Genomic DNA, 19,996 nt, shown 5'->3' with positions numbered 1-19,996 from the left:
GCTCGCGAATGCGGTGTGTCAGTTAAGAAATTGTAGGCTGACACACCGCATTCGCGAGCAGGCTCGCTCCCACATTCGTTTTTCATCGCCGACAAAAATCAAACTTGTCGACCTGCCGCGCGGTCACTGGAAGAACACCTCCAGAGCGCGCGCAGCCCGCATGGCGAAATCCCCCGACCTGGCAAAAATCTGGTTCAGCGCCCGCGACTGGAAGCCGTTCGCCTTTCAGAAACAGGTGTGGGCGGCGGTGAAAAACGGCGAATCCGGTCTGCTCCACGCCAGCACCGGTGCCGGTAAAACCTATGCTGTGTGGTTCGCGGCACTCAATCGCTTCGCTAAACCCGCAGCGGCTGTTGAATCTGCGCGCAAACGCAAACCGCCAGCCGAACCGCTGACCGTCCTGTGGATCACGCCCATGCGCGCCCTCGCCGCCGACACCGCGCGCGCCTTGCAGGCGCCGGTCGATGATTTGCAGATCCCGTGGAGCATCGGCCTGCGCACCGGTGACACCAGCAGCAGCGAACGCGCCCGCCAGAGCCGGCGCCTGCCAACCACGCTGATCACCACCCCGGAAAGCCTGACCCTGCTGCTCGCTCGTGCCGATGCACAAGTCGCGCTGGCGAGTCTGCGCATGATCGTCGTCGATGAATGGCACGAACTGCTGGGCAACAAACGCGGCGTGCAACTGCAACTGGCCCTCGCCCGCCTGCGGCATTGGCAACCTGAGCTGATCGTCTGGGGCGTGTCCGCCACCCTCGGTAATCAATCCCACGCCGAACAAGTGCTGATCCCACAGGGCGGCGGCATCAGCATTCAGGGACAAAGCGAAAAAACACTGAAAGTCGACACCCTCCTCCCACCGGCCATTGAGCGTTTCCCTTGGGCCGGGCACATCGGTCTGAAAATGTTGCCGCAGGTCGTTGCCGAACTGGATGCCTGCGCCAGCACCTTGGTCTTCACCAATACGCGGGCGCAATCGGAAATCTGGTATCAGGCGCTGCTTGAAGCACGGCCGGACTGGGCCGGATTGATTGCCCTGCATCACAGCTCACTGTCCAGAGATACCCGCGACTGGGTGGAGCAGGCATTGAAGAACGGGCAGTTGAAAGCCGTGGTCTGCACCTCAAGCCTGGACCTGGGGGTGGATTTCCTGCCGGTCGAGCGCGTGCTGCAAATTGGCTCGGCCAAAGGTGTCGCGCGCCTGATGCAACGCGCCGGTCGCTCAGGCCACGCACCAGGACGCACGTCGCGAGTGACATTGGTGCCGACCCACAGCCTTGAGTTGATCGAAGCCGCCGCCGCCCGCGATGCCGTCGAGCAACGACGCATCGAGCCGCGCCTGTCACCGTACAAACCGCTGGATGTGCTGGTGCAACATTTGGTCAGCATGGCCCTCGGTGGTGGGTTTATTCCTGAAGAGTTGTACGAAGAAGTCCGCGGCGCCTGGGCTTATCGTGACCTGACAGCCGCCGATTGGGCTTGGGCGCTGGCTTTCGTACGCCATGGCGGGATGTCTCTGACAGCCTATCCGGACTATCGCCGGGTCGAACCGGACGAGCACGGCGTCTGGCGCGTACCGGATGCGCGATTGGCGCGGCGCCATCGCATGAGCATCGGCACCATTGTCAGCGACGCGAGCATCCATCTGAAATTCTGGAGCAAGGGCGGCGGTGGCAAACAGTTGGGCAGTGTCGAGGAAGGCTTTATTGCGCGGCTCAAACCCGGTGATGGTTTTCTGTTCGCCGGGCGTTTGCTGGAGCTGGTGCGGGTGGAAAACATGACCGCTTACGTCAAACGCAGCACCGCGAAAAAAGCCGCCGTACCACGCTGGAATGGTGGGCGGATGCCACTTTCCAACGAGCTGGCCGAAGCCGTGGTCAGGCGTTTCAGTACGGCGGCACAGGGTGAATTCGTCGGCCCGGAAATGCAGGCGTTGCGACCGTTGCTGGAAACCCAGATGCGCTGGTCGGGGTTGCCCACCACAGACAATCTGTTGGCCGAAGTGCTGAAATCCCGCGAAGGCTGGCACCTTTTTCTCTACCCGTTTGCCGGGCGCCAGGTGCATCTGGGCCTGGCGAGCCTGTTGGCATGGCGCGTCAGTCAACGGCAGCCCGTGACGTTTTCCATTGCGGTGAACGATTACGGCCTGGAATTGCTCAGCGCTACGCCGATCGATTGGGCCGAGTATTTGAAAGCCGATCTCTTCAATGCCGATGATTTATTAGCGGACGTTCTGGCCAGCCTGAACGCCGGTGAACTGGCATTGCGGCGTTTTCGCGAGATCGCGCGGATTGCCGGGCTGGTCTTCGCCGGCTACCCCGGCGCGCCGAAAAGCACCCGACAGGTGCAGGCGTCCAGCGGCCTGTTCTTCGAAGTGTTCAAACAATACGACGCCGACAATCTGTTACTGGCGCAGGCCGGGGAAGAAGTCCTACGGGAAGAACTGGATATTCGTCGCCTGGAACAGACATTGGAGCGGATCAACGGGATGAAACTGGATGTGCATCAGCTCAAACGTCCTACACCGCTAGGGTTTCCGTTGCTGGTGGAGCGCATGCGCGAAAGCATGAGTTCGGAAAAACTCGCTGACCGGATCCGACGGATGGTCGGTGATCTGGAGAACAGCGCCGACAAGGATAAATCCCCATGAGTTCAGGCTACCCGGTACGTCTGGCCGGCGAAGAACTTTGGCTTTTGCCGGAAAAAGCCATGTACTGGCCCGCGCAGCAGGCATTACTGATTGCCGATGTGCATTTCGGCAAAGCCGCCGCTTACCGCAGTCTTGGGCAACCGGTCCCGCACGGCACCACGGCGAGCAATATCGCCGTGATTGATCGGCTGCTGGCAAAGCTGCCCTGCCGTTTATTGATCTTTCTCGGGGATTTCCTGCACGGGCCCGGCTCTCATGCCCCAGGGACGCTGAGTGCGCTGGCGCAATGGCGTGCGCGCCACGCGGAGCTGCCGATGACGCTGATTCGCGGCAACCACGACAAACGCGCGGGTGATCCGCCTGAATCGCTGAACATCCGTGTAGTGCCGGAACCACTGCTGCTCGGGCCATTCGCCTTGCAGCATGAACCTGACCCACATCCTGAAAGGCACGTGCTGGCGGGTCACGTACACCCGGTCTATGGGCTGCACGGCAAGGGTCGACAAAGCTTGCGCCTGGCGTGTTTCAGGCTCGGCGAACGCATCAGTCTGCTGCCGGCATTTGGCGCCTTTACTGGGGGATATCCAGTCGAGAGGGATGAAAGCTGCAGGATTTTCGTCATCGGTGACAACGAAATATGGCCAGTCAGTTGAAGTCTCTGCAGACCTCATCTGACTGGCCATTCATTTTCAATGCAGATCAGGCAACCGGAGCCGGTGGCGGCTCGTCCGGAAGAGTCGGTTCGCCAGGTTCAGTGGGTTGTTCGTTAGGGGTATCGGGATCGGGCTGTCCGGGAATTCCGCCGGCCATGCTCAGCGCCGGATGCGCCAGCAATGACCAGGCCAATACGCCAATCTGATTGGGCTCGAGCCTTGCCAGTTCGGCAGTGATTTGCGGATCGATCTTCATAGGGCACTCCTCGGCGAAGGCCCGTTTCGCCGAAAGCAAAACGGGCAGTACACCCCATAGAGTGTCTGCCCGCCAAAGAATTCCCGCGATCTGTCGGATGGACCGATCAGGTACGCGGCAGAGTGACGCCGCGCTGACCCTGGTACTTGCCGCCGCGATCCTTGTAGGACACTTCGCATTCCTCGTCGGATTCAAGGAAGAGCATCTGTGCCACGCCTTCGTTGGCGTAGATTTTCGCCGGCAGGTTGGTGGTGTTGGAGAACTCCAGCGTCACGTGGCCTTCCCACTCTGGCTCGAGCGGCGTTACGTTGACGATGATGCCGCAACGCGCGTAGGTGCTTTTACCCAGGCAGATGGTCAGCACATTGCGTGGAATACGGAAGTATTCGACGGTGCTGGCCAGTGCAAAGGAGTTCGGCGGAATGATGCAGACGTCGCTGTGGACGTCGACGAAGCTGCCCGGGTCGAAGTTTTTCGGGTCGACGATGGACGAGTTGATGTTGGTGAACACCTTGAAGTGGTTGGTGCAGCGCACGTCGTAGCCGTAGCTCGACACACCGTAGGAGATCACTCGGCTGTCATCGCTGCCGCGCATCTGGCGCTCGACGAACGGTTCGATCATGCCGTGTTCCTGCGCCATGCGGCGAATCCACTTGTCCGATTTGATGCTCATGGCGGGGGTGTCCTGAATAGCGAGGTGGAAAAATTCTGTCCGGCATCTTACCGGGCGCGCCGCCCGGTTCAAAGTGCGGGCTGCAATTCTCGCCGAACACCCATGAAATACGGGCTTTGGCGACGAACCGTCACACCGCCGATCCCGAAAACAGAGAAACCTTCGCAAGAAGCATTGGCACTTCTCGGAAACTGGGTTAAGGTGGCGTCACTGTGTTGCTTGTGTCACTGAGAATCTCTACACGATATGTTGAATTTCGATCCAACCATCTACAAGAATTTTTCCTGCTCTTTGCACTCAGTCTCGGCCAGGGTTCTTCCTGAGTCGCAGTTATCTTTGTTCAAGGAGTTACACCATGTCTAATCGCCAAACCGGTACCGTTAAGTGGTTCAACGATGAAAAAGGCTTCGGCTTCATCACTCCACAATCCGGTGACGACCTGTTCGTTCACTTCAAAGCTATCCAATCCGACGGCTTCAAAAGCCTGAAAGAAGGCCAACAGGTTTCTTTCATCGCTACCCGCGGTCAGAAAGGCATGCAAGCTGAAGAAGTACAAGTTATCTAACTTGTAGCTTCTTTAGAAAAGAGCCCCGCCCTTAAAAGCGGGGCTTTTTTGTGGGCGTCTGTTTTCCGGGCGCAAAAAAAGATCGCAGCCTTCGACAGTTCCTACAGGATGTACATCAATCCTCTGTAGGAGCTGCCGAAGGCTGCGATCTTTTGCTTGTGCCCTACCAGGCCACGCCAAACCCGGCGGTGTAACGGGTCTTGTTCAAGTCCGCATCATTGGTGCCGCTGATGATGTCGCGCTCGGCCTTGAGGTTGAGCGACGCCCAGTCGGTGACCTTGTAACGCAGCCCCAACTCAGCATCCAGTGCGTAATCGGCAACACCCGACAGCGGCTTGCCTACTTCACCGTTGGTGAAGAATTCGACCTTCTTGCCAATCAGGTAGCGGTTGTAATCCCACTTCATCGCGACGGAATAGAAATTGTCCTTGCTGCCATCGCGATACTCGTAATCGGTGCGGTTGAGCAGCGAGCCCAGCGAGAATGCACCCAACTCATCATCCCAGAACTGGTAGCCGGGACCGGTACCGACCACGCGCTGGCGCGCCAGCTCTTCGATGTGATCGCGCTTGTAGTTCAGGCGACCCTGCCAGAACCATTGATCGGTGAGAAAGCGGTCCAGTGCATATTCGGCGCGCCAGTTGTTGGTAGTGGTTTCGTCGTCCTGTACTTCGCGGTTGTACTCACCTTCGGCGGTATGACGCCAGCGACCATGGCGCGCCGTGGTCTTGAAGCCGACATCGTAGTCGTCGGTATCCTTCTCGGCGCGCTGATAGTCCAGCGCCAGGTCGACATTGCCCTTCCACACCAGATCCTCGACCACCGGTTTCGGCTTGAGAATCTGCTGAATGCTCGCCAGTTCGACGGTTTTCGGCGCCTCACCGTTGGCCAAGGTGACCTTGCCATCTTCGGCGGCGGTCAGCGACTTGGATACTTCACCGGTGTAGGCATCCTGCTTGACCAGCAAGTGCTGATCACTGTCCAGGGTTTTGACCTCTTTCCAGTCAATCGTGACCGCACCGGCATATTTGGTCTGGATCAACAGCTTGCCGCCATCGAACACGGTAATAGTGCCGCTCAACTTGTCACCGTTCTTCAACCAGACGGTGTCGGCAAGCAGGGGCGTGGACGCGCTGAAAACAGCAAGGCACAGCAAGGATCTGGAAAACATAAGCGAATCTATGGCTCAAGTTTGCGAAAAGGTCGGCATTATCCGTAGGAATAAGACCCTGACAAGGACTGACCGGACGATTTCCAATGAGTTCATTTCTCAACTACGCACCGACGGATTACCCTTGAAGCTTCAAATCCGCCAATGTTCAGGAACCGCGCCCGTGACAGAGCAGCCCCACGACCGTGACAGTGAAGCGCAAATCCGACGCACGGCGCTCTACTCCACCCTTGCTCAAGTGCCCGAAGGCAAAGTCGTCAGCTATGGTCAGTTAGCTGAACTTGCCGGGTTGGGGCGCGCCGCCCGCTGGGTCGGCCGCACCTTGAGTCAGTTGCCCGGCGATACAAAACTGCCCTGGCACCGTGTACTGGGCGCCGGCGGTCGGATCAGCCTGCCGGTGGGCAGCCCATCGGGCGATGAACAACGGGCCCGATTGCGCATGGAAGGCATCACCGTCCTGAACAATCGTGTGGATATTCAGCGCCATGGCTGGCGTCCGGTAGAGCACAGCGGTTAGAGTGCGCGCTTTGTTTTCGCAATCTTGAGGCAGACTTCAGCCCATGCCCCGTAAAACCTGGCGCGCCGCGCTAGCCGCTTATGCCAGTCCTTCGACGCTCGTGCTGTTGTTGCTCGGTTTCGCCGCCGGCCTGCCGTACATGCTGGTGTTTTCAACGCTTTCCGTCTGGCTTCGTGAGGCCGGTGTGGCCCGTGAAACCATCGGCTATGCCAGCCTGATCGGTCTGGCCTATGCGTTCAAATGGGTCTGGTCACCTTTGCTCGACCAATGGCGTCTGCCGTTACTGGGCAAGCTTGGCCGTCGCCGTTCGTGGCTGGTGCTCTCACAAGCCCTGGTGATTCTCGGCCTGATCGGCATGGGTTTCTGCGATCCGCAGAAGCATCTGTCCTGGCTGATCGCCATTGCAGTCGTCGTCGCTTTCGCCTCCGCCACTCAAGATATCGCGGTGGATGCCTATCGCCTGGAAATCGCCGAAGACAACCGTCAGGCCGCCCTCGCCGCCAGTTATATGTCCGGCTATCGTGTCGCTGCACTGCTGGCGACGGCCGGCGCCTTGTTCTTCGCGGAAGGCTTCGGCTCTACCGGCTTCAATTATCAGCATTCAGCCTGGGCCGGCACTTACGCGCTGTTCGGCGCACTGATGATTCCCGCGCTGCTGACCACGCTGTTGATGCGCGAGCCACCGGTTCCGCTACGCACGCAGTTGCAGGCCGGGCGCTACACCTTCATGCATCAGTTGATGTCCGTTTTTGTGCTGATCGTTCTGTTGGTCTCCGTGCCGGCAATGTTCACCCAGCTCTACAACACTGATTTCGCCAGCGTGCTGTTCGGTGACATGAGTCCGCTTGACCTGCTGCTGGAAGACCGCGCTTTCCTGCGCGCGATTCTCTACACACTGCTCACCGGTCTGTGTCTGTCGACCATGGGCCGTCGCGGCCTCGCACCGGTGCTGACACCGGTCAACGACTTCATTCTGCGCTATCGCTGGCAGGCGCTGCTGCTGCTCGGTCTGATCGCCACCTATCGGATGTCGGACACGGTGATGGGCGTCATGGCCAACGTGTTCTATATCGATCAGGGTTTCACCAAGGATCAGATTGCCAGCGTCAGCAAGATCTTCGGCCTGATCATGACGCTGGTTGGCGCCGGCATGGGTGGCCTGCTGATCGTGCGCTTCGGCATTCTGCCGATCCTGTTCATCGGCGGCGCGGCCTCGGCAGCCACCAACCTGCTGTTCGTCATGCTCGCGGACATGGGCCCGAACCTGCAGATGCTGATGGTGACCATTTCCCTCGACAACTTCAGCTCGGGCCTGGCGACGTCGGCGTTTGTTGCCTATCTGTCGAGCCTGACCAACCTGAAGTTCTCCGCCACGCAATACGCCCTGCTCAGCTCGATCATGCTGCTGCTGCCGCGCCTGATGGGCGGGTATTCCGGGGTTTTGGTGGAAAAGTTCGGCTATCACAGCTTCTTCCTGATCACCGCCCTGCTCGGCGTGCCGACGCTGGTGTTGATCGCCCTGCACTGGTTCCAGGAGAGCCGCCGCGAAGGCCCGACACCAACGCCCGAGCCTGTGCCGACGCCGGCCACAGAAGAATCGTAAGACGTTTCGCCAACGGCGGGAGGAATCCCGCCGTCGTGCCTCCCCACTGACCTCACGCCTGTACGTCGGCAAAACTCGCCGGTACACTGCGGAGTCATTTCCAGTCATAGCAACCGACAACGGCCAACCATGCGCACCAGTCAATTTTTGCTCGCCACACAGAAAGAAACGCCTTCCGACGCGGTCGTGATCAGCCATCAGCTGATGCTGCGCGCCGGCATGATCCGCAAGCTCGCCTCCGGCCTGTACACCTGGCTGCCGATGGGCTTGCGGGTAATGCGCAAGGTTGAAGCCATCGTTCGCGAAGAGATGAACGCTGCCGGCTCTCTCGAAGTGTTGATGCCGAGCACCCAACCGGCCGAGCTGTGGCAGGAATCGGGACGCTGGGAAGAATACGGCCCTGAGCTGCTGCGCATCAAAGACCGCCACGGTCGCGACTTCTGCGCGGGCCCGACCCACGAAGAAGTGATCACCGATCTGATGCGCAACGAGTTGAGCAGCTACAAACAGCTGCCAATCAACCTGTACCAGATCCAGACCAAATTCCGTGACGAAATCCGCCCACGCTTCGGTTTGATGCGTGGCCGTGAATTCATCATGAAGGACGCGTACTCGTTCCACGCTGATCAAGCCTCGCTGCAGGTCACTTATGACCGTATGCACCAGGCCTACTGCAACGTGTTCAGCCGTCTTGGCTTGAAATTCCGTCCGGTTGAAGCCGACAACGGTTCGATCGGTGGCGCCGGCTCGCACGAATTCCACGTACTGGCCGAGTCCGGCGAAGACGATATTGTCTTCAGCAACGGCTCCGATTACGCGGCGAACATCGAAAAAGCCGAAGCGGTGCCACGCGAAACTTCGCGCGCTGCTGCGACCGAAGAACTGCGTCTGGTCGATACCCCGGACACCAAAACCATCGCGGCGCTGGTGGAAAAATTCAATCTGCCGATTGAAAAGACCATCAAGACCCTGATCGTGCGTGCCGAAGAAGAAGGCAAGCTGATCGCGCTGGTGATTCGAGGCGACCACGAACTCAACGAAATCAAGGCTGCCCAGCAACCGGGCGTTGCCAGCCCGCTGGTCATGGCCACCGATGCCGAACTGCGTGACGCGATTGGCGCCGGCGCCGGTTCGCTCGGCCCGCTGAACCTGCCGCTGCCAATCATCATCGACCGTTCGGTCGAACTGATGAGCGACTTCGGTATCGGCGCAAACATCGACGACAAGCACTACTTCGGCGTGAACTGGGAGCGTGATCTGCCGGTTCCAACCGTGGCTGACCTGCGTAACGTAGTCGCCGGTGACCCAAGCCCGGACGGCAAAGGCACCCTGGAAATCAAACGCGGCATCGAAGTCGGGCACATCTTCCAGCTGGGCAACAAGTACAGCAAGGCGATGAAGTGCGAAGTGCTGGGCGAGAACGGCAAGCCGGTCACCCTGGAAATGGGCTGCTACGGCATCGGTGTGTCCCGCGTGGTGGCTGCGGCCATCGAACAGAACAACGACGAAAACGGCATCATCTGGAGCGACACCCTGGCGCCGTTCCAGATCGCTCTGGTACCGCTGCGTTATGAAACCGAGCAGGTGCGCGAAGCCACCGACAAGCTGTACGCCGAACTGACGGCGGCCGGCTTCGAAGTGCTGCTTGACGATCGCGACAAGAAAACCAGCCCGGGCATCAAATTCGCGGACATGGAGCTGATCGGCATTCCTCACCGGATCGTGGTCAGCGACCGCGGCCTCGCCGAAGGCAACCTGGAATACAAGAGCCGTACCGAAGGCGAAGCGCAAGCATTGCCGGTGGCCGACGTATTGTCCTTCCTGCAGGCCCGTATCCGCCGCTGAAACCAGATAGAGACGTCATGTTCAAGCGAAACACCTTAGGCCTCGGAGGCACCGCCCTGTGCGGTGCCCTGCTGGTCAGCGGCTGTGCCAATCACATGTCACAACGCAGCGAGCACGAAGAGCGGGTCGAGCGAAAGTTGCTCGACCATAGCCTGCAGATCGATGTCGGCGAGCCCAAGGAACTTGAGCTGCCGCAGCGACGCGTGAAGATCAACGAACAGAAGACTTTTGAAGTCACCGAGTTCGAAGTGACACGTCGCTACGATCGCTATACGCCCTACCAGCCTTGGCGGGAGGTCTACGAGATCCCGCTGGGTGCGGTCGCCGTAGTCGGTGGCGTCGGCGCCAACGTAGTCAACGTGTTCGCCCTCGGCAATCTGCCGGACAGCGTGACCAAAGACTGGCTGAGCTACGGTTTTGCCGGGCTCAACCCGTTCATGAACGTGCAGTCCAACGGTCGTGCGCAGCAGAATCTGGCCGGCATCGATGAAGTCCAGCGCGACAAGCGCACGGAGTATTCGAGCCTGCCATGGAGCGAGCGCCCGGTGCAGGTCAAGGCTGGCAAGCAGACCTTCGACATGACCACCGATCGCAACGGTGTTCTGCGCTTGAACCTGCTCGACAGTCCGTTTGCCGAAAATGACCTCAATCATGTCGGCAAACTGCAGATCAGCGTCGAAGATGCCAAGGATGACGTGCACTCTGATTCGTCGCTGATGATCAGCAGTCATCTGCGTGGCAAGTTGCTGGAAGCGCACGGGCTGATTTACGACGATCTGGAAGACGACGAAGTGAGCCAGTGGGTACACCGGGTCAAACGTCTGTCGGAACTGGGTCTGGAAGAAGAAGCCAGCGAGCTGGAACAAAGCCTGATCGAACTGACGCGCAACGATCCTGAGCTGCAGACCGAGTTTCTCAAGTCGCTGACCAAGGATGCCGGGCGACTGGTGGCTGATCCGGGACCGAACTAAAAGCTAAAAGCTAAAAGCTTCGCGAGCAGGCTCGCTCCCACAGGGTGGAATAAATTCCAAATGTGGGAGCGAGCCTGCTCGCGAAGAGGCCCTGACAAACACCGCAAATCTACCGTTCAAACAACTCCATCTGCTCAAACCCGCCGCGCAAATCCTCCAGCCTCACCCCAACCCCCAACAACCGCACCGGTTTCCCGCCGCGATTGAACGCCTGCGTCAGCATCAACTGATAACTGCCCAGATCCCGCCCTGCCCCGGCCTGCTCCAGCGTGGTCTGGGTAAAATCATGAAACTTCACTTTGACGAACGGCTTGCCCGGCCGATAACTGCTGTCGATCCGTGCCATGCGGGTTTTCAGGGTTTCCAGCAGCTCCGGCAGTTTGTCGAGGCAACTGCGTAGGTCCGGCAGATCAACGTCGTAGGTATTTTCCACGCTGATTGACTGACGCCGGCTGTCGTTGTGCACCAACCGGTCATCGATCCCACGGGCCAGACTCCACAGTCGCTCGCCAAAACTGCCGAATTCGCGCACCAGCGCCAGCTTGTCCCACTCGCGCAGGTGTTGGCAGTCGACGATGCCGAGTTTGCCGAGCTTGTCGGCGGTGACCTTGCCGACGCCGTGCAACTTGCTCACCGGCAAACCGCTGACGAAGTCCTCGACCTGATCCGGGGTAATAACGAACAGCCCGTTGGGCTTCTTCCAGTCACTGGCGATCTTCGCTAGAAACTTGTTCGGTGCCACGCCAGCGGAAACGGTGATGTGCAACTGATTGGATACCCGGCGACGGATATCTTGGGCAATGCGTGTAGCGCTGCCGCCAAAATGCGCGCTGTCGGAGACATCCAGATAGGCCTCATCCAGCGACAGCGGCTCGATCAGGTCGGTGTAATCGGCAAAGATCGTATGAATCTCTTTCGAAGCCTCGCGATACGCATCCATACGCGGCTTGACGATGGTCAGGTCCGGGCACAGTTTCAAGGCATGCCCCGACGCCATCGCCGAACGCACGCCATACGCGCGCGCTTCATAGTTGCAGGTGGCGATCACCCCGCGCCGGTCCGCCGAACCGCCCACTGCCAACGGCTTGCCGGCCAGGCGCGGGTCATCGCGCATCTCGATGGCGGCGTAGAAACAGTCGCAGTCAATGTGGATGATTTTTCGCTGAGTCATGTCAGAAAAGGAAACGTGGCGAACCGGATCGGCAGTATCTCACTGACACCTGTATATAGCACCAGTGGTATGAATGTTCTTTCCAGGCGGTAGGAAATATCCTTTGAATTTATTTTCTCAATCGACAAACGACCTCCAATAGAGCTGAAAGCCTTGCCCCGCCTGCCCTCTAGCGTGAAAAACACCCGAAAAAAACGCTAACCGATTGAACCTCAACGGATTTTATCCAGATTGCGGGTTGACACCTCAGCGTTCCTCTGTAGAATGCCGACACACAGACGCGGGATGGAGCAGTCTGGTAGCTCGTCGGGCTCATAACCCGAAGGTCGTCGGTTCAAATCCGGCTCCCGCAACCAAACATCAAAAAAGGCTACTCGAAAGAGTGGCCTTTTTTGTGCGCGTCTGTTTTGTCGACTTCCTCCTCTTATAGAGAAGGATCGCCAAACAGGAATTCTTTGCATTTCCGAAGCTTAACGCGCCACCTGCGACCGTTTGACGCGATTTCACACTTATTTGACCCTTTGCGGGATTAGCGGTTGACACTCCGTCGTTCGTCTGTAGAATGCCGCCACACAGACGCGGGATGGAGCAGTCTGGTAGCTCGTCGGGCTCATAACCCGAAGGTCGTCGGTTCAAATCCGGCTCCCGCAACCAAACATCAAAAAAGGCTACTCGAAAGAGTGGCCTTTTTTGTATCTGTTGAAAAAGTCCTTTCGCAACAATGATCTGTCACTGTGCAGTGAACCGCTTGGGATCTTCAGAAGTACTCACTTGCGACTATGCTTGAGTCGCAGGCAAGGCCTCTGCAATCCAGGAACTGCCCTCGCCGATACCCGGTGAGAGGCGTAGTATTTTGTGATTATTTTTTTCTACAGGGATTGGTAACTTGGCTGGATACCTCCATCCTGTCGCGCACAATCCAAGAGGTGATTGATGCGCGCCAACTCGTCTGATCCACAAGACACCGTCACAGCGGAACATCCGATCAAACCCGAGCGTTTGCGCTTGCTGGATCGGTTGAGCAAATACCGACAACCGATTGGTCTGGCGGTGACTTTGCTGCTGTTTGCCATTGCGCTGATTGCCTGTCGCCATCTGCTTGCCGAACTCGATCTCGATGCACTGCACGACTCGATTCTCGACGTGCCGAAACCCGCGCTGATCGGCGCCTTCGGTGCGACCGTGGTCGGCTTCATTATTCTGCTTGGCTATGAATGGTCAGCCAGCCGCTATGCCGGCGTGAAATTGCCGCCGCGCACATTGGCCTTGGGCGGCTTCACCGCGTTTGCGATTGGCAATGCGATCGGTCTGTCGCTGCTGTCCGGCGGCTCGGTTCGCTACCGTTTATATGCACGACTGGGTCTGGGCGCGTCGGAAGTCGCGCACATGACCTTGTTCGCCAGTTTGTCGCTGGGCTGCGCCTTGCCGCCGCTGGCTGCATTGGCAACGCTGAGCGACCTGCCTGCTGCCTCCCAGGCCTTGGGGCTTTCCGAAGGCCTGCTCGGCACGGTCGCCGCTGTCGTGCTGGCGCTTGGCGCCGTACTGGCTATCGGTATCTACCGTCGGCGCCTGCCGGAACAACCGTTGCGCGACAACCTGCTGGTCAGGGTTGGCCGCCGCACGCTGCGCTTGCCGGGGCGTCGCCTGACCTTCCTGCAACTGATCATTACCGCCCTCGACGTTGCGGCTGCCGCCACGGTCCTTTATCTGTTGCTGCCGGAAGCGCCACCGTTTGGTGCGTTCCTGTTGGTGTACCTGCTGGCATTGGCTGCCGGCGTGCTCAGCCACGTACCCGGCGGCGTCGGTGTGTTCGAAGCGATTCTGCTGGCCGCTTTCGCCGACAAGCTCGGTGCCGCACCACTGGCCGCGGCGCTGCTGCTGTATCGCCTGATCTACGTGGTGTTGCCGCTGCTGGTGGCCTGCGTATTCCTGCTGATCAACGAAGGTCAGCGCCTGTTTCAGACCCAAACCATGCGCGCCGCGTCTGGTCTGGCCGCGCCGATTCTGGCGGTGCTGGTGTTCCTGTCCGGTGTGGTGCTGCTGTTTTCCGGCGCTACCCCGGAAATCGATACACGTCTGGAACACATCGGTTTTCTGATTCCTCATCGACTGGTCGACGCTTCGCACTTTGGCGCCAGCCTGATCGGCGTGCTCTGCCTGATGCTCGCCCAGGGCCTGCGTCGTCGCCTGTCCGCCGCGTGGATGCTCACCACTATTCTGTTGTTGGTCGGCGCCCTGCTCTCGCTGCTTAAAGGCTTCGACTGGGAGGAAGCGACGCTGATGACCCTGACGGCTGCGCTGCTCGGTGTGTTCCGTCGCTCGTTCTATCGCCCGAGCCGCCTGACCGAACTGCCCTTCTCGCCGCTGTACCTGGTAGCCAGCCTGTGCGTGCTCGGTGCCTCGACGTGGCTGCTGCTGTTCGCCTATCAGGACGTGCCTTACAGCCATCAACTGTGGTGGCAGTTCACCCTCGACGCTGACGCGCCACGTGGCCTGCGTTCGCTGCTCGGCGCCGCCGTCCTGCTGCTGGTGATCGCGCTGACCTGGCTGCTGCGTACCGCGCGCCCGGTCATTCACCTGCCGACGCCTGACGAACTCGATCGCGCGGCGAAGATTCTGATGGCCTCGTCGCAACCCGACGGCGGCCTCGCGCTGACCGGTGACAAGGCGCTGCTGTTTCACCAGAACGACGAAGCGTTCCTGATGTACGCGCGGCGTGGCCGCAGTCTGGTGGCGCTGTACGACCCGATCGGCCCCGGCCAGCAACGCGCCGAGATGATCTGGCAGTTCCGCGACCTCTGCGACATCCACCACGCCCGCCCGGTGTTCTACCAGGTGCGCGCGGAGAACCTGCCGTACTACATGGACATCGGCCTGACCGCGATCAAACTCGGCGAAGAAGCCCGGGTCGATCTGCATCGCTTTGACCTGGAAGCCAAGGGCAAAGAGATGAAGGACCTGCGCTACACCTGGAACCGTGGCACCCGCGACGGGTTGTCGCTGGAGATTCACGAGCCGGGTCAGGCGCCGATGGACGAGCTGAAAGTGATTTCCGATGCGTGGCTGACCGGCAAGAACGTGCGTGAGAAAGGCTTCTCCCTCGGCCGCTTCAGCGACGATTACCTGAAGCATTTCCGCATCGCGGTGATTCGCTTCGAAGGTCGCCCGGTGGCGTTCGCCAACCTGCTCGAAACTTATAGCCATGACCTGGCCAGTCTCGACCTGATGCGCGCGCACCCGGACGCCCCCAAGCTGACCATGGAATTCATGATGGTCGGCCTGATTCAACACTATAAGAGTCACGGATACGCGCGCTTCAGCCTGGGCATGGTGCCGTTGTCGGGGTTGCAACCCCGGCGTGGTGCACCGCTGACCCAGCGTCTGGGCTCGATGGTTTTCCGCCGTGGTGAGCAGCTGTACAACTTCCAAGGCTTGCGCCGCTTCAAAGACAAGTTCCAGCCTGACTGGGAACCCCGTTATATGGCCGTGCCCGCCGGACTCGATCCGCTGGTGGCGCTGGCCGACACTGCTGCCCTGATCGCGGGCGGCTTGACTGGATTGGTGAAACGCTGATGATTCAACGCTCCCTGAAGTACATCCTGGCCGCACTGATCGTGCTGGCCGTGATTGCCGGCGGCGGTTTCTGGTACCTCAAACGCCCGGCACCGGAACCGACGCTCGAACCTGTTACGGCGGCAGACGGCACCGTTTTGACCCGCGTCATCCCCGGCACCAAACCCAAGGCGCAGGTGCTGGTCGCGGTCAACGACGACCAGAAACTCTCTGAAAAACAACTGACCACCCTGAGCCGCAGCGCCTCGGCGCAAATCGTTCAGGTGATTCTGCCCAAGGACTGCCTGCTGCAAAGCCGCGCCCTGCAAACCGGTCTGCGCGAACTGAACGGCCCGGCTACGCTGGTCAGCGGTATCGGCCCCGGCGCGGTACTGGCCTGGCGTTGGTTGTCCGAGCAAAAGGACGACAAGGCCCAAGCGATTTCCGTGGACCTGGCGCTGGAAAAACCCGGCTGCACTCACCTGTTGCCGAAATCCGCCGCCCACGGCCACTGGCTGGTGGCGTGGAACGATAACCCGGACGACGCCAGCGCAGGTTTCGTACGCGACCAACCGAACGCCGAAACCAGCATCAGCGACTACGACATCAACCTGCCGCAAGTGCTGAACAACGAACTGCGCAAAATCCTCGTTGGTGGCGACAAGGCCAACGGCGGTCTGGCGATCCCGGTGGTTGAAGTGCCGGCCGGTCAAGCCAAGGACACCGTGACCCTGTTCCTCTCCGGTGACGGCGGCTGGCGCGACCTCGACCGCGACGTCGCCGGGGAAATGGCCAAGATCGGCTACCCGGTCGTCGGCATCGACACCCTGCGCTACTACTGGCAGCACAAGAGCCCGGAGCAGAGCGCGCTGGACCTGACCGAACTGATGCAGCACTACCGGCAGAAATGGGGCACCAAACGCTTCATCCTGACCGGTTACTCGTTCGGTGCTGACGTATTGCCAGCGATCTACAACCGCCTGCCGGACACCGAGCAGCAACGCGTAGACGCAATCATCCTGCTCGCCTTCGCCCGCACCGGCAGCTTCGAAATCGAAGTCGAAGGCTGGCTCGGCAACGCCGGCAAAGAAGCCGCGACCGGCCCGGAAATGGCCAAGCTGCCACCGGCCAAGGTCGTGTGCATCTACGGTGAAGAAGAGACCGATGAAAGTGGCTGCACCGACAAGACGGCAGTCGGCGAGGCGGTGAAACTGCCAGGCGGCCACCACTTCGACGAGAACTACCCGGCGCTGGCCAAGCGCTTGGTGGACTTGATCGAGAAGCGGCAGAGCAAGGACTCGGTCGCCGAAGAGTGATCTGAGCCACGCCCACAAAAAGCCCCCGCAACTTCGCAGTTACGGGGGCTTTTTACATTCCAGCAGCCACGAAAATCCCCTGTGGGAGCGAGCCTGCTCGCGAAAGCGGTGGGTCAGTTTACAGATTCGTCGACTGACACTACGCCTTCGCGAGCAGGCTCGCTCCCACAAGGGAATTGCGCTGGATCAGCGGTTTTGCGCCGAAGCTCGTAAATTTCTTGACTCTTCAGGAAGCTAAAAACGCCAAGTGTCCACATTCCATAAAACGTGGACACCTGCTTGATTGGCATTATCGAATCGTCAATTCCACACTCATTCATCTGCTGAACAAATACCCGCAAAACCGCCAGCAACGTTTAGTTTCGTTTACGTCTGGTCTCGCAATATCAGATGACGCCCACAGACCTTGTAGGCAAACTCCGAAACTCTTGTTGGGGCGCTGTGCCGCTCTATTGCGCTGTTTTTCGACGGGATACTCTCCGGACGTCGCTGACCCATTCAGCGATCGGGTGTGGTAACCCGGAGAAACCATCGCAACAGCGCGCTCCTCAAGTTATGGCGGCTGTGCGTGGGACGCTTTTGGGCGTGCCGGTTTCCTTGGTTCCCGGTTTACCACCCTGCGTACAGTTGCCTCCCTTTCGCGTGGTAACGAAAGTCGCGGCACTTCGAACTAAGGAGTAACACGATGACCGAAACTGATCTGCACGGACTCGCAACCGTTAAAACCATCGGCTTCACCCCTTTCCTCTACAACTCGGATCAAGCGTTCTTCAGCGTCCGCTCCGGCATCCCGATCATCAATGCCTTGTCCCAATCCTCCGACCTGCTATCCCTCGCCAAATCCTTCGCAGAAGACGCTGCCTTCATCAGAGACACCGACCGCCATGCCTGGGCTGCGCATTACCTGACGGTGATGGGCAAGGCCTTGATTGATGATGTGATCCAAGCGCTGATGCCACGACCTGCGCGGACGAAGACCGAGTCTGAAGCAGAGATGCCTGAAAGCTTGTAGAGGTTTGAAGATCAAAAGATCGCAGCCTTCGGCAGCTCCTACATGGAATGCGAAACCTGTAGGAGCTGCCGAAGGCTGCGATCTTTTGATCTGAAGTTGCCGCCGACAAAAAAGCCCCCGCCAACCACAAGGCTGACGGGGGCTCTTTCTATAACGCGAAGTTACATCTCGACCTGCGTCCCCAACTCAATCACCCGGTTCAGCGGCAGATTGAAGAACCGCAAATTCCCATTGGCATTCTTCAACATGAACGCAAACAGCGCTTCACGCCAACGCGCCATGCCCTCAAGTTTCGAGGCAATCACCGTTTCGCGGCTGAGGAAGTACGTGGTGCGCATCGGGCTGAAGTCCAGATCATCCAGATGACACAGCTTCAGCGCCTGCGGCACATCCGGCTCGTCGGTGAAGCCGAAATGCAGGATCACCCGGAAGAAGCCTTCCCCGTGTGCCTCGACTTCGAAACGCCGCGATGGCGGTACACGAGGGATGTCTTCGTAGACCACGGTCAGCAACACCACTTGCTCATGCAGCACCTGGTTATGCAGCAGGTTGTGCAACAACGCATGCGGTACGGCGTCGGAGCGCGCGGTGAGGAACACGGCGGTGCCCTGCACTCGATGCGGTGGCTGCACGCGGATGCTGCTGATAAAGATCGGCAACGGCAGTGCGCCTTCGTCGAGGCGATCGACGAGCAACTGCTTGCCGCGCTTCCAGGTGGTCATCAGCACGAACAGCGCGATACCGGCGATCACCGGGAATGCGCCGCCCTGAACGATCTTCGGCACGTTGGCGGCGAAGTACAGGCCGTCCACCAGCAGGAAGCCGATCAGCACCGGCACCGCGAGGATCGGCGGCCATTTCCACAGCAGGAGCATCACTGCCGACACCAGAATGGTGGTCATCAGCATGGTGCCGGTCACCGCCACGCCGTAGGCCGAAGCCAGTGCGCCGGAGGATTCGAAGCCCAGCACCAGCAGCACCACGCCAACCATCAACGCCCAGTTCACCGCGCCGATATAGATCTGGCCCTGCTCGTCGCTGGAGGTGTGCTGGATGTACATGCGCGGGATGTAACCGAGCTGAATCGCCTGACGGGTCAGGGAGAATGCACCGGAAATCACCGCTTGCGAGGCAATCACCGTGGCCAGCGTCGACAGACCGACCAGCGGAATCAGCGCCCAGCTCGGTGCCAGCAGATAGAACGGGTTACGCGCTGCTTCCGGGTTTTCCAGCAGCAAGGCGCCCTGACCGAAGTAATTGAGCACCAGCGCCGGCAACACCAGGATGAACCACGCCCGGGCAATCGGCTTGCGACCAAAGTGGCCCATGTCGGCGTACAGCGCTTCGGCACCGGTCAGCGCCAGCACCACGGCGCCGAGGATCGCCACGCCCATGCCTGTGTGGACCATGAAGAAACGCACGGCCCAGACCGGGTTCAGCGCATGCAGCACTTCCGGGGTGTGGCTGATGCCATAGACACCGAGGGCGCCGAGGACGAGAAACCAGGTGACCATGATCGGCCCGAACAAGATGCCGATCCGCGCCGTACCGTGGCTCTGGATCAAAAACAGAGCGACCAGCACCACCAACGACAACGGCACAACCCAGTGGTCGATACCCTCAAATGCCAACCCCAGACCTTCAATAGCCGACAACACCGAGATCGCCGGGGTGATCATGCTGTCGCCATAAAACAGTGCCGCGCCGATCAGCCCGCAAACTACCAGCAACGAACGCAGCTTCTTGCGATGCCCTGCCGCCCGTCGCGCCAGCGCGGTGAGCGCCATGATGCCGCCCTCGCCCTGGTTGTCGGCGCGCAGCACGAACATCATGTATTTGATCGACACGACCCAGATCAGCGACCAGAAGATCAACGACAGAATGCCCAGCACGCCGTCGTGATTGACCGATACGCCATAAGCGCCGGAAAACACTTCTTTGAGGGTGTACAACGGGCTCGTGCCGATGTCGCCGTAAACTACCCCGACCGCCGCGACCAGCATGCTCAGCGGCTTGGAGGCCGAACCCTCGGCGCCTGCCG

Annotated in this window: 15 protein-coding genes and 2 tRNA genes; 12 read left to right on the top strand and 5 right to left on the bottom strand. The window is 59.6% G+C overall.

Going from position 1 to position 19,996, the window contains the following annotated elements; all coding sequences use genetic code 11:
* The first annotated feature begins 160 nt into the window (after positions 1 to 160).
* Both HU718_RS07200 and pdeM read left to right on the top strand, forming a co-directional pair.
* Positions 161 to 2,650 carry a ligase-associated DNA damage response DEXH box helicase gene (locus HU718_RS07200; protein ID WP_186612568.1) on the top strand — a complete coding sequence of 830 codons (2,490 nt, stop codon included), beginning with the start codon at positions 161 to 163 and terminating at the stop codon, positions 2,648 to 2,650.
* Positions 2,647 to 3,303: a ligase-associated DNA damage response endonuclease PdeM gene (gene pdeM, locus HU718_RS07195; protein ID WP_186612566.1), complete on the top strand. Its 657-nt coding sequence runs from the start codon at positions 2,647 to 2,649 to the stop codon at positions 3,301 to 3,303. The genes HU718_RS07200 and pdeM overlap by 4 nt, the downstream gene beginning before the upstream one ends.
* A 46-nt stretch (positions 3,304 to 3,349) precedes the next feature.
* On the opposite strand, the gene HU718_RS07190 is transcribed toward pdeM, so the two are convergent.
* A complete protein-coding gene (locus HU718_RS07190) occupies positions 3,350 to 3,559 on the bottom strand; it encodes a hypothetical protein (RefSeq protein ID WP_095119221.1) in 210 nt (69 codons plus the stop codon).
* Positions 3,560 to 3,665: 106 nt separating this feature from the next.
* Entirely contained in the window at positions 3,666 to 4,232 is a 567-nt protein-coding gene (gene dcd, locus HU718_RS07185) for a dCTP deaminase (protein WP_007918616.1), read from the bottom strand.
* Positions 4,233 to 4,587: 355 nt separating this feature from the next.
* On the opposite strand from dcd, the gene HU718_RS07180 reads away from it, so the two are divergent.
* The gene (locus HU718_RS07180) at positions 4,588 to 4,797 is read left to right on the top strand and encodes a cold-shock protein (RefSeq protein WP_002554837.1); all 210 of its coding nucleotides are present in this window, start codon (positions 4,588 to 4,590) and stop codon (positions 4,795 to 4,797) included.
* Positions 4,798 to 4,960: 163 nt separating this feature from the next.
* Here the strand turns inward: HU718_RS07180 and HU718_RS07175 are convergent, their stop codons facing one another.
* Positions 4,961 to 5,968, bottom strand: a complete 1,008-nt coding sequence (locus HU718_RS07175; RefSeq protein WP_095119223.1) for a DUF481 domain-containing protein — start codon at positions 5,966 to 5,968, stop codon at positions 4,961 to 4,963.
* A gap of 136 nt (positions 5,969 to 6,104) precedes the next feature.
* Between HU718_RS07175 and HU718_RS07170 the strand changes: the two genes are divergently transcribed.
* The 4 genes from HU718_RS07170 (at position 6,105) to HU718_RS07155 (ending at position 10,904) form a co-directional block, all read left to right on the top strand.
* The gene (locus tag HU718_RS07170; protein WP_401045952.1) at positions 6,105 to 6,485 is read left to right on the top strand and encodes an MGMT family protein; all 381 of its coding nucleotides are present in this window, start codon (positions 6,105 to 6,107) and stop codon (positions 6,483 to 6,485) included.
* A 43-nt stretch (positions 6,486 to 6,528) separates the two neighbouring features.
* Entirely contained in the window at positions 6,529 to 8,088 is a 1,560-nt protein-coding gene (locus tag HU718_RS07165) for an AmpG family muropeptide MFS transporter (protein ID WP_186612564.1), read from the top strand.
* A gap of 129 nt (positions 8,089 to 8,217) precedes the next feature.
* Positions 8,218 to 9,933, top strand: coding sequence for a proline--tRNA ligase (locus tag HU718_RS07160; RefSeq protein ID WP_007918631.1), 1,716 nt, complete (start codon positions 8,218 to 8,220; stop codon positions 9,931 to 9,933).
* A 17-nt stretch (positions 9,934 to 9,950) separates the two neighbouring features.
* Complete coding sequence (locus HU718_RS07155; protein WP_077571384.1) at positions 9,951 to 10,904, top strand: hypothetical protein; 954 nt, start codon at positions 9,951 to 9,953, stop codon at positions 10,902 to 10,904.
* A gap of 109 nt (positions 10,905 to 11,013) precedes the next feature.
* On the opposite strand, the gene dinB is transcribed toward HU718_RS07155, so the two are convergent.
* The gene (gene dinB, locus HU718_RS07150; RefSeq protein WP_016985277.1) at positions 11,014 to 12,075 is read right to left on the bottom strand and encodes a DNA polymerase IV; all 1,062 of its coding nucleotides are present in this window, start codon (positions 12,073 to 12,075) and stop codon (positions 11,014 to 11,016) included.
* A gap of 279 nt (positions 12,076 to 12,354) precedes the next feature.
* On the opposite strand from dinB, the gene HU718_RS07145 reads away from it, so the two are divergent.
* The 5 genes from HU718_RS07145 (at position 12,355) to HU718_RS07125 (ending at position 17,955) form a co-directional block, all read left to right on the top strand.
* Positions 12,355 to 12,431, top strand: a tRNA-Met gene (locus HU718_RS07145).
* Positions 12,432 to 12,652: 221 nt separating this feature from the next.
* Positions 12,653 to 12,729: transfer RNA gene (locus HU718_RS07140), tRNA-Met, on the top strand.
* Positions 12,730 to 13,008: 279 nt separating this feature from the next.
* Positions 13,009 to 15,648 carry a bifunctional lysylphosphatidylglycerol flippase/synthetase MprF gene (gene mprF / locus HU718_RS07135; protein WP_186612562.1) on the top strand — a complete coding sequence of 880 codons (2,640 nt, stop codon included), beginning with the start codon at positions 13,009 to 13,011 and terminating at the stop codon, positions 15,646 to 15,648.
* A complete protein-coding gene (locus HU718_RS07130) occupies positions 15,648 to 16,943 on the top strand; it encodes a virulence factor family protein (protein ID WP_095113867.1) in 1,296 nt (431 codons plus the stop codon). The genes mprF and HU718_RS07130 overlap by 1 nt, the downstream gene beginning before the upstream one ends.
* Before the next feature lie 685 nt (positions 16,944 to 17,628).
* A complete protein-coding gene (locus tag HU718_RS07125) occupies positions 17,629 to 17,955 on the top strand; it encodes a DUF3077 domain-containing protein (RefSeq protein WP_186612560.1) in 327 nt (108 codons plus the stop codon).
* Positions 17,956 to 18,116: 161 nt separating this feature from the next.
* On the opposite strand, the gene HU718_RS07120 is transcribed toward HU718_RS07125, so the two are convergent.
* Positions 18,117 to 19,958, bottom strand: coding sequence for a potassium transporter Kup (locus HU718_RS07120; RefSeq protein WP_437180877.1), 1,842 nt, complete (start codon positions 19,956 to 19,958; stop codon positions 18,117 to 18,119).
* Positions 19,959 to 19,996: the final 38 nt, after the last annotated feature.

The sequence above is a fragment of the Pseudomonas tensinigenes genome, from assembly GCF_014268445.2.
Taxonomy (GTDB): Bacteria; Pseudomonadota; Gammaproteobacteria; order Pseudomonadales; family Pseudomonadaceae; genus Aquipseudomonas; species Aquipseudomonas tensinigenes.
The sequence above is the reverse complement of the archived record's forward strand: the minus strand, read 5'-3'. Positions and strand labels throughout refer to the sequence as shown.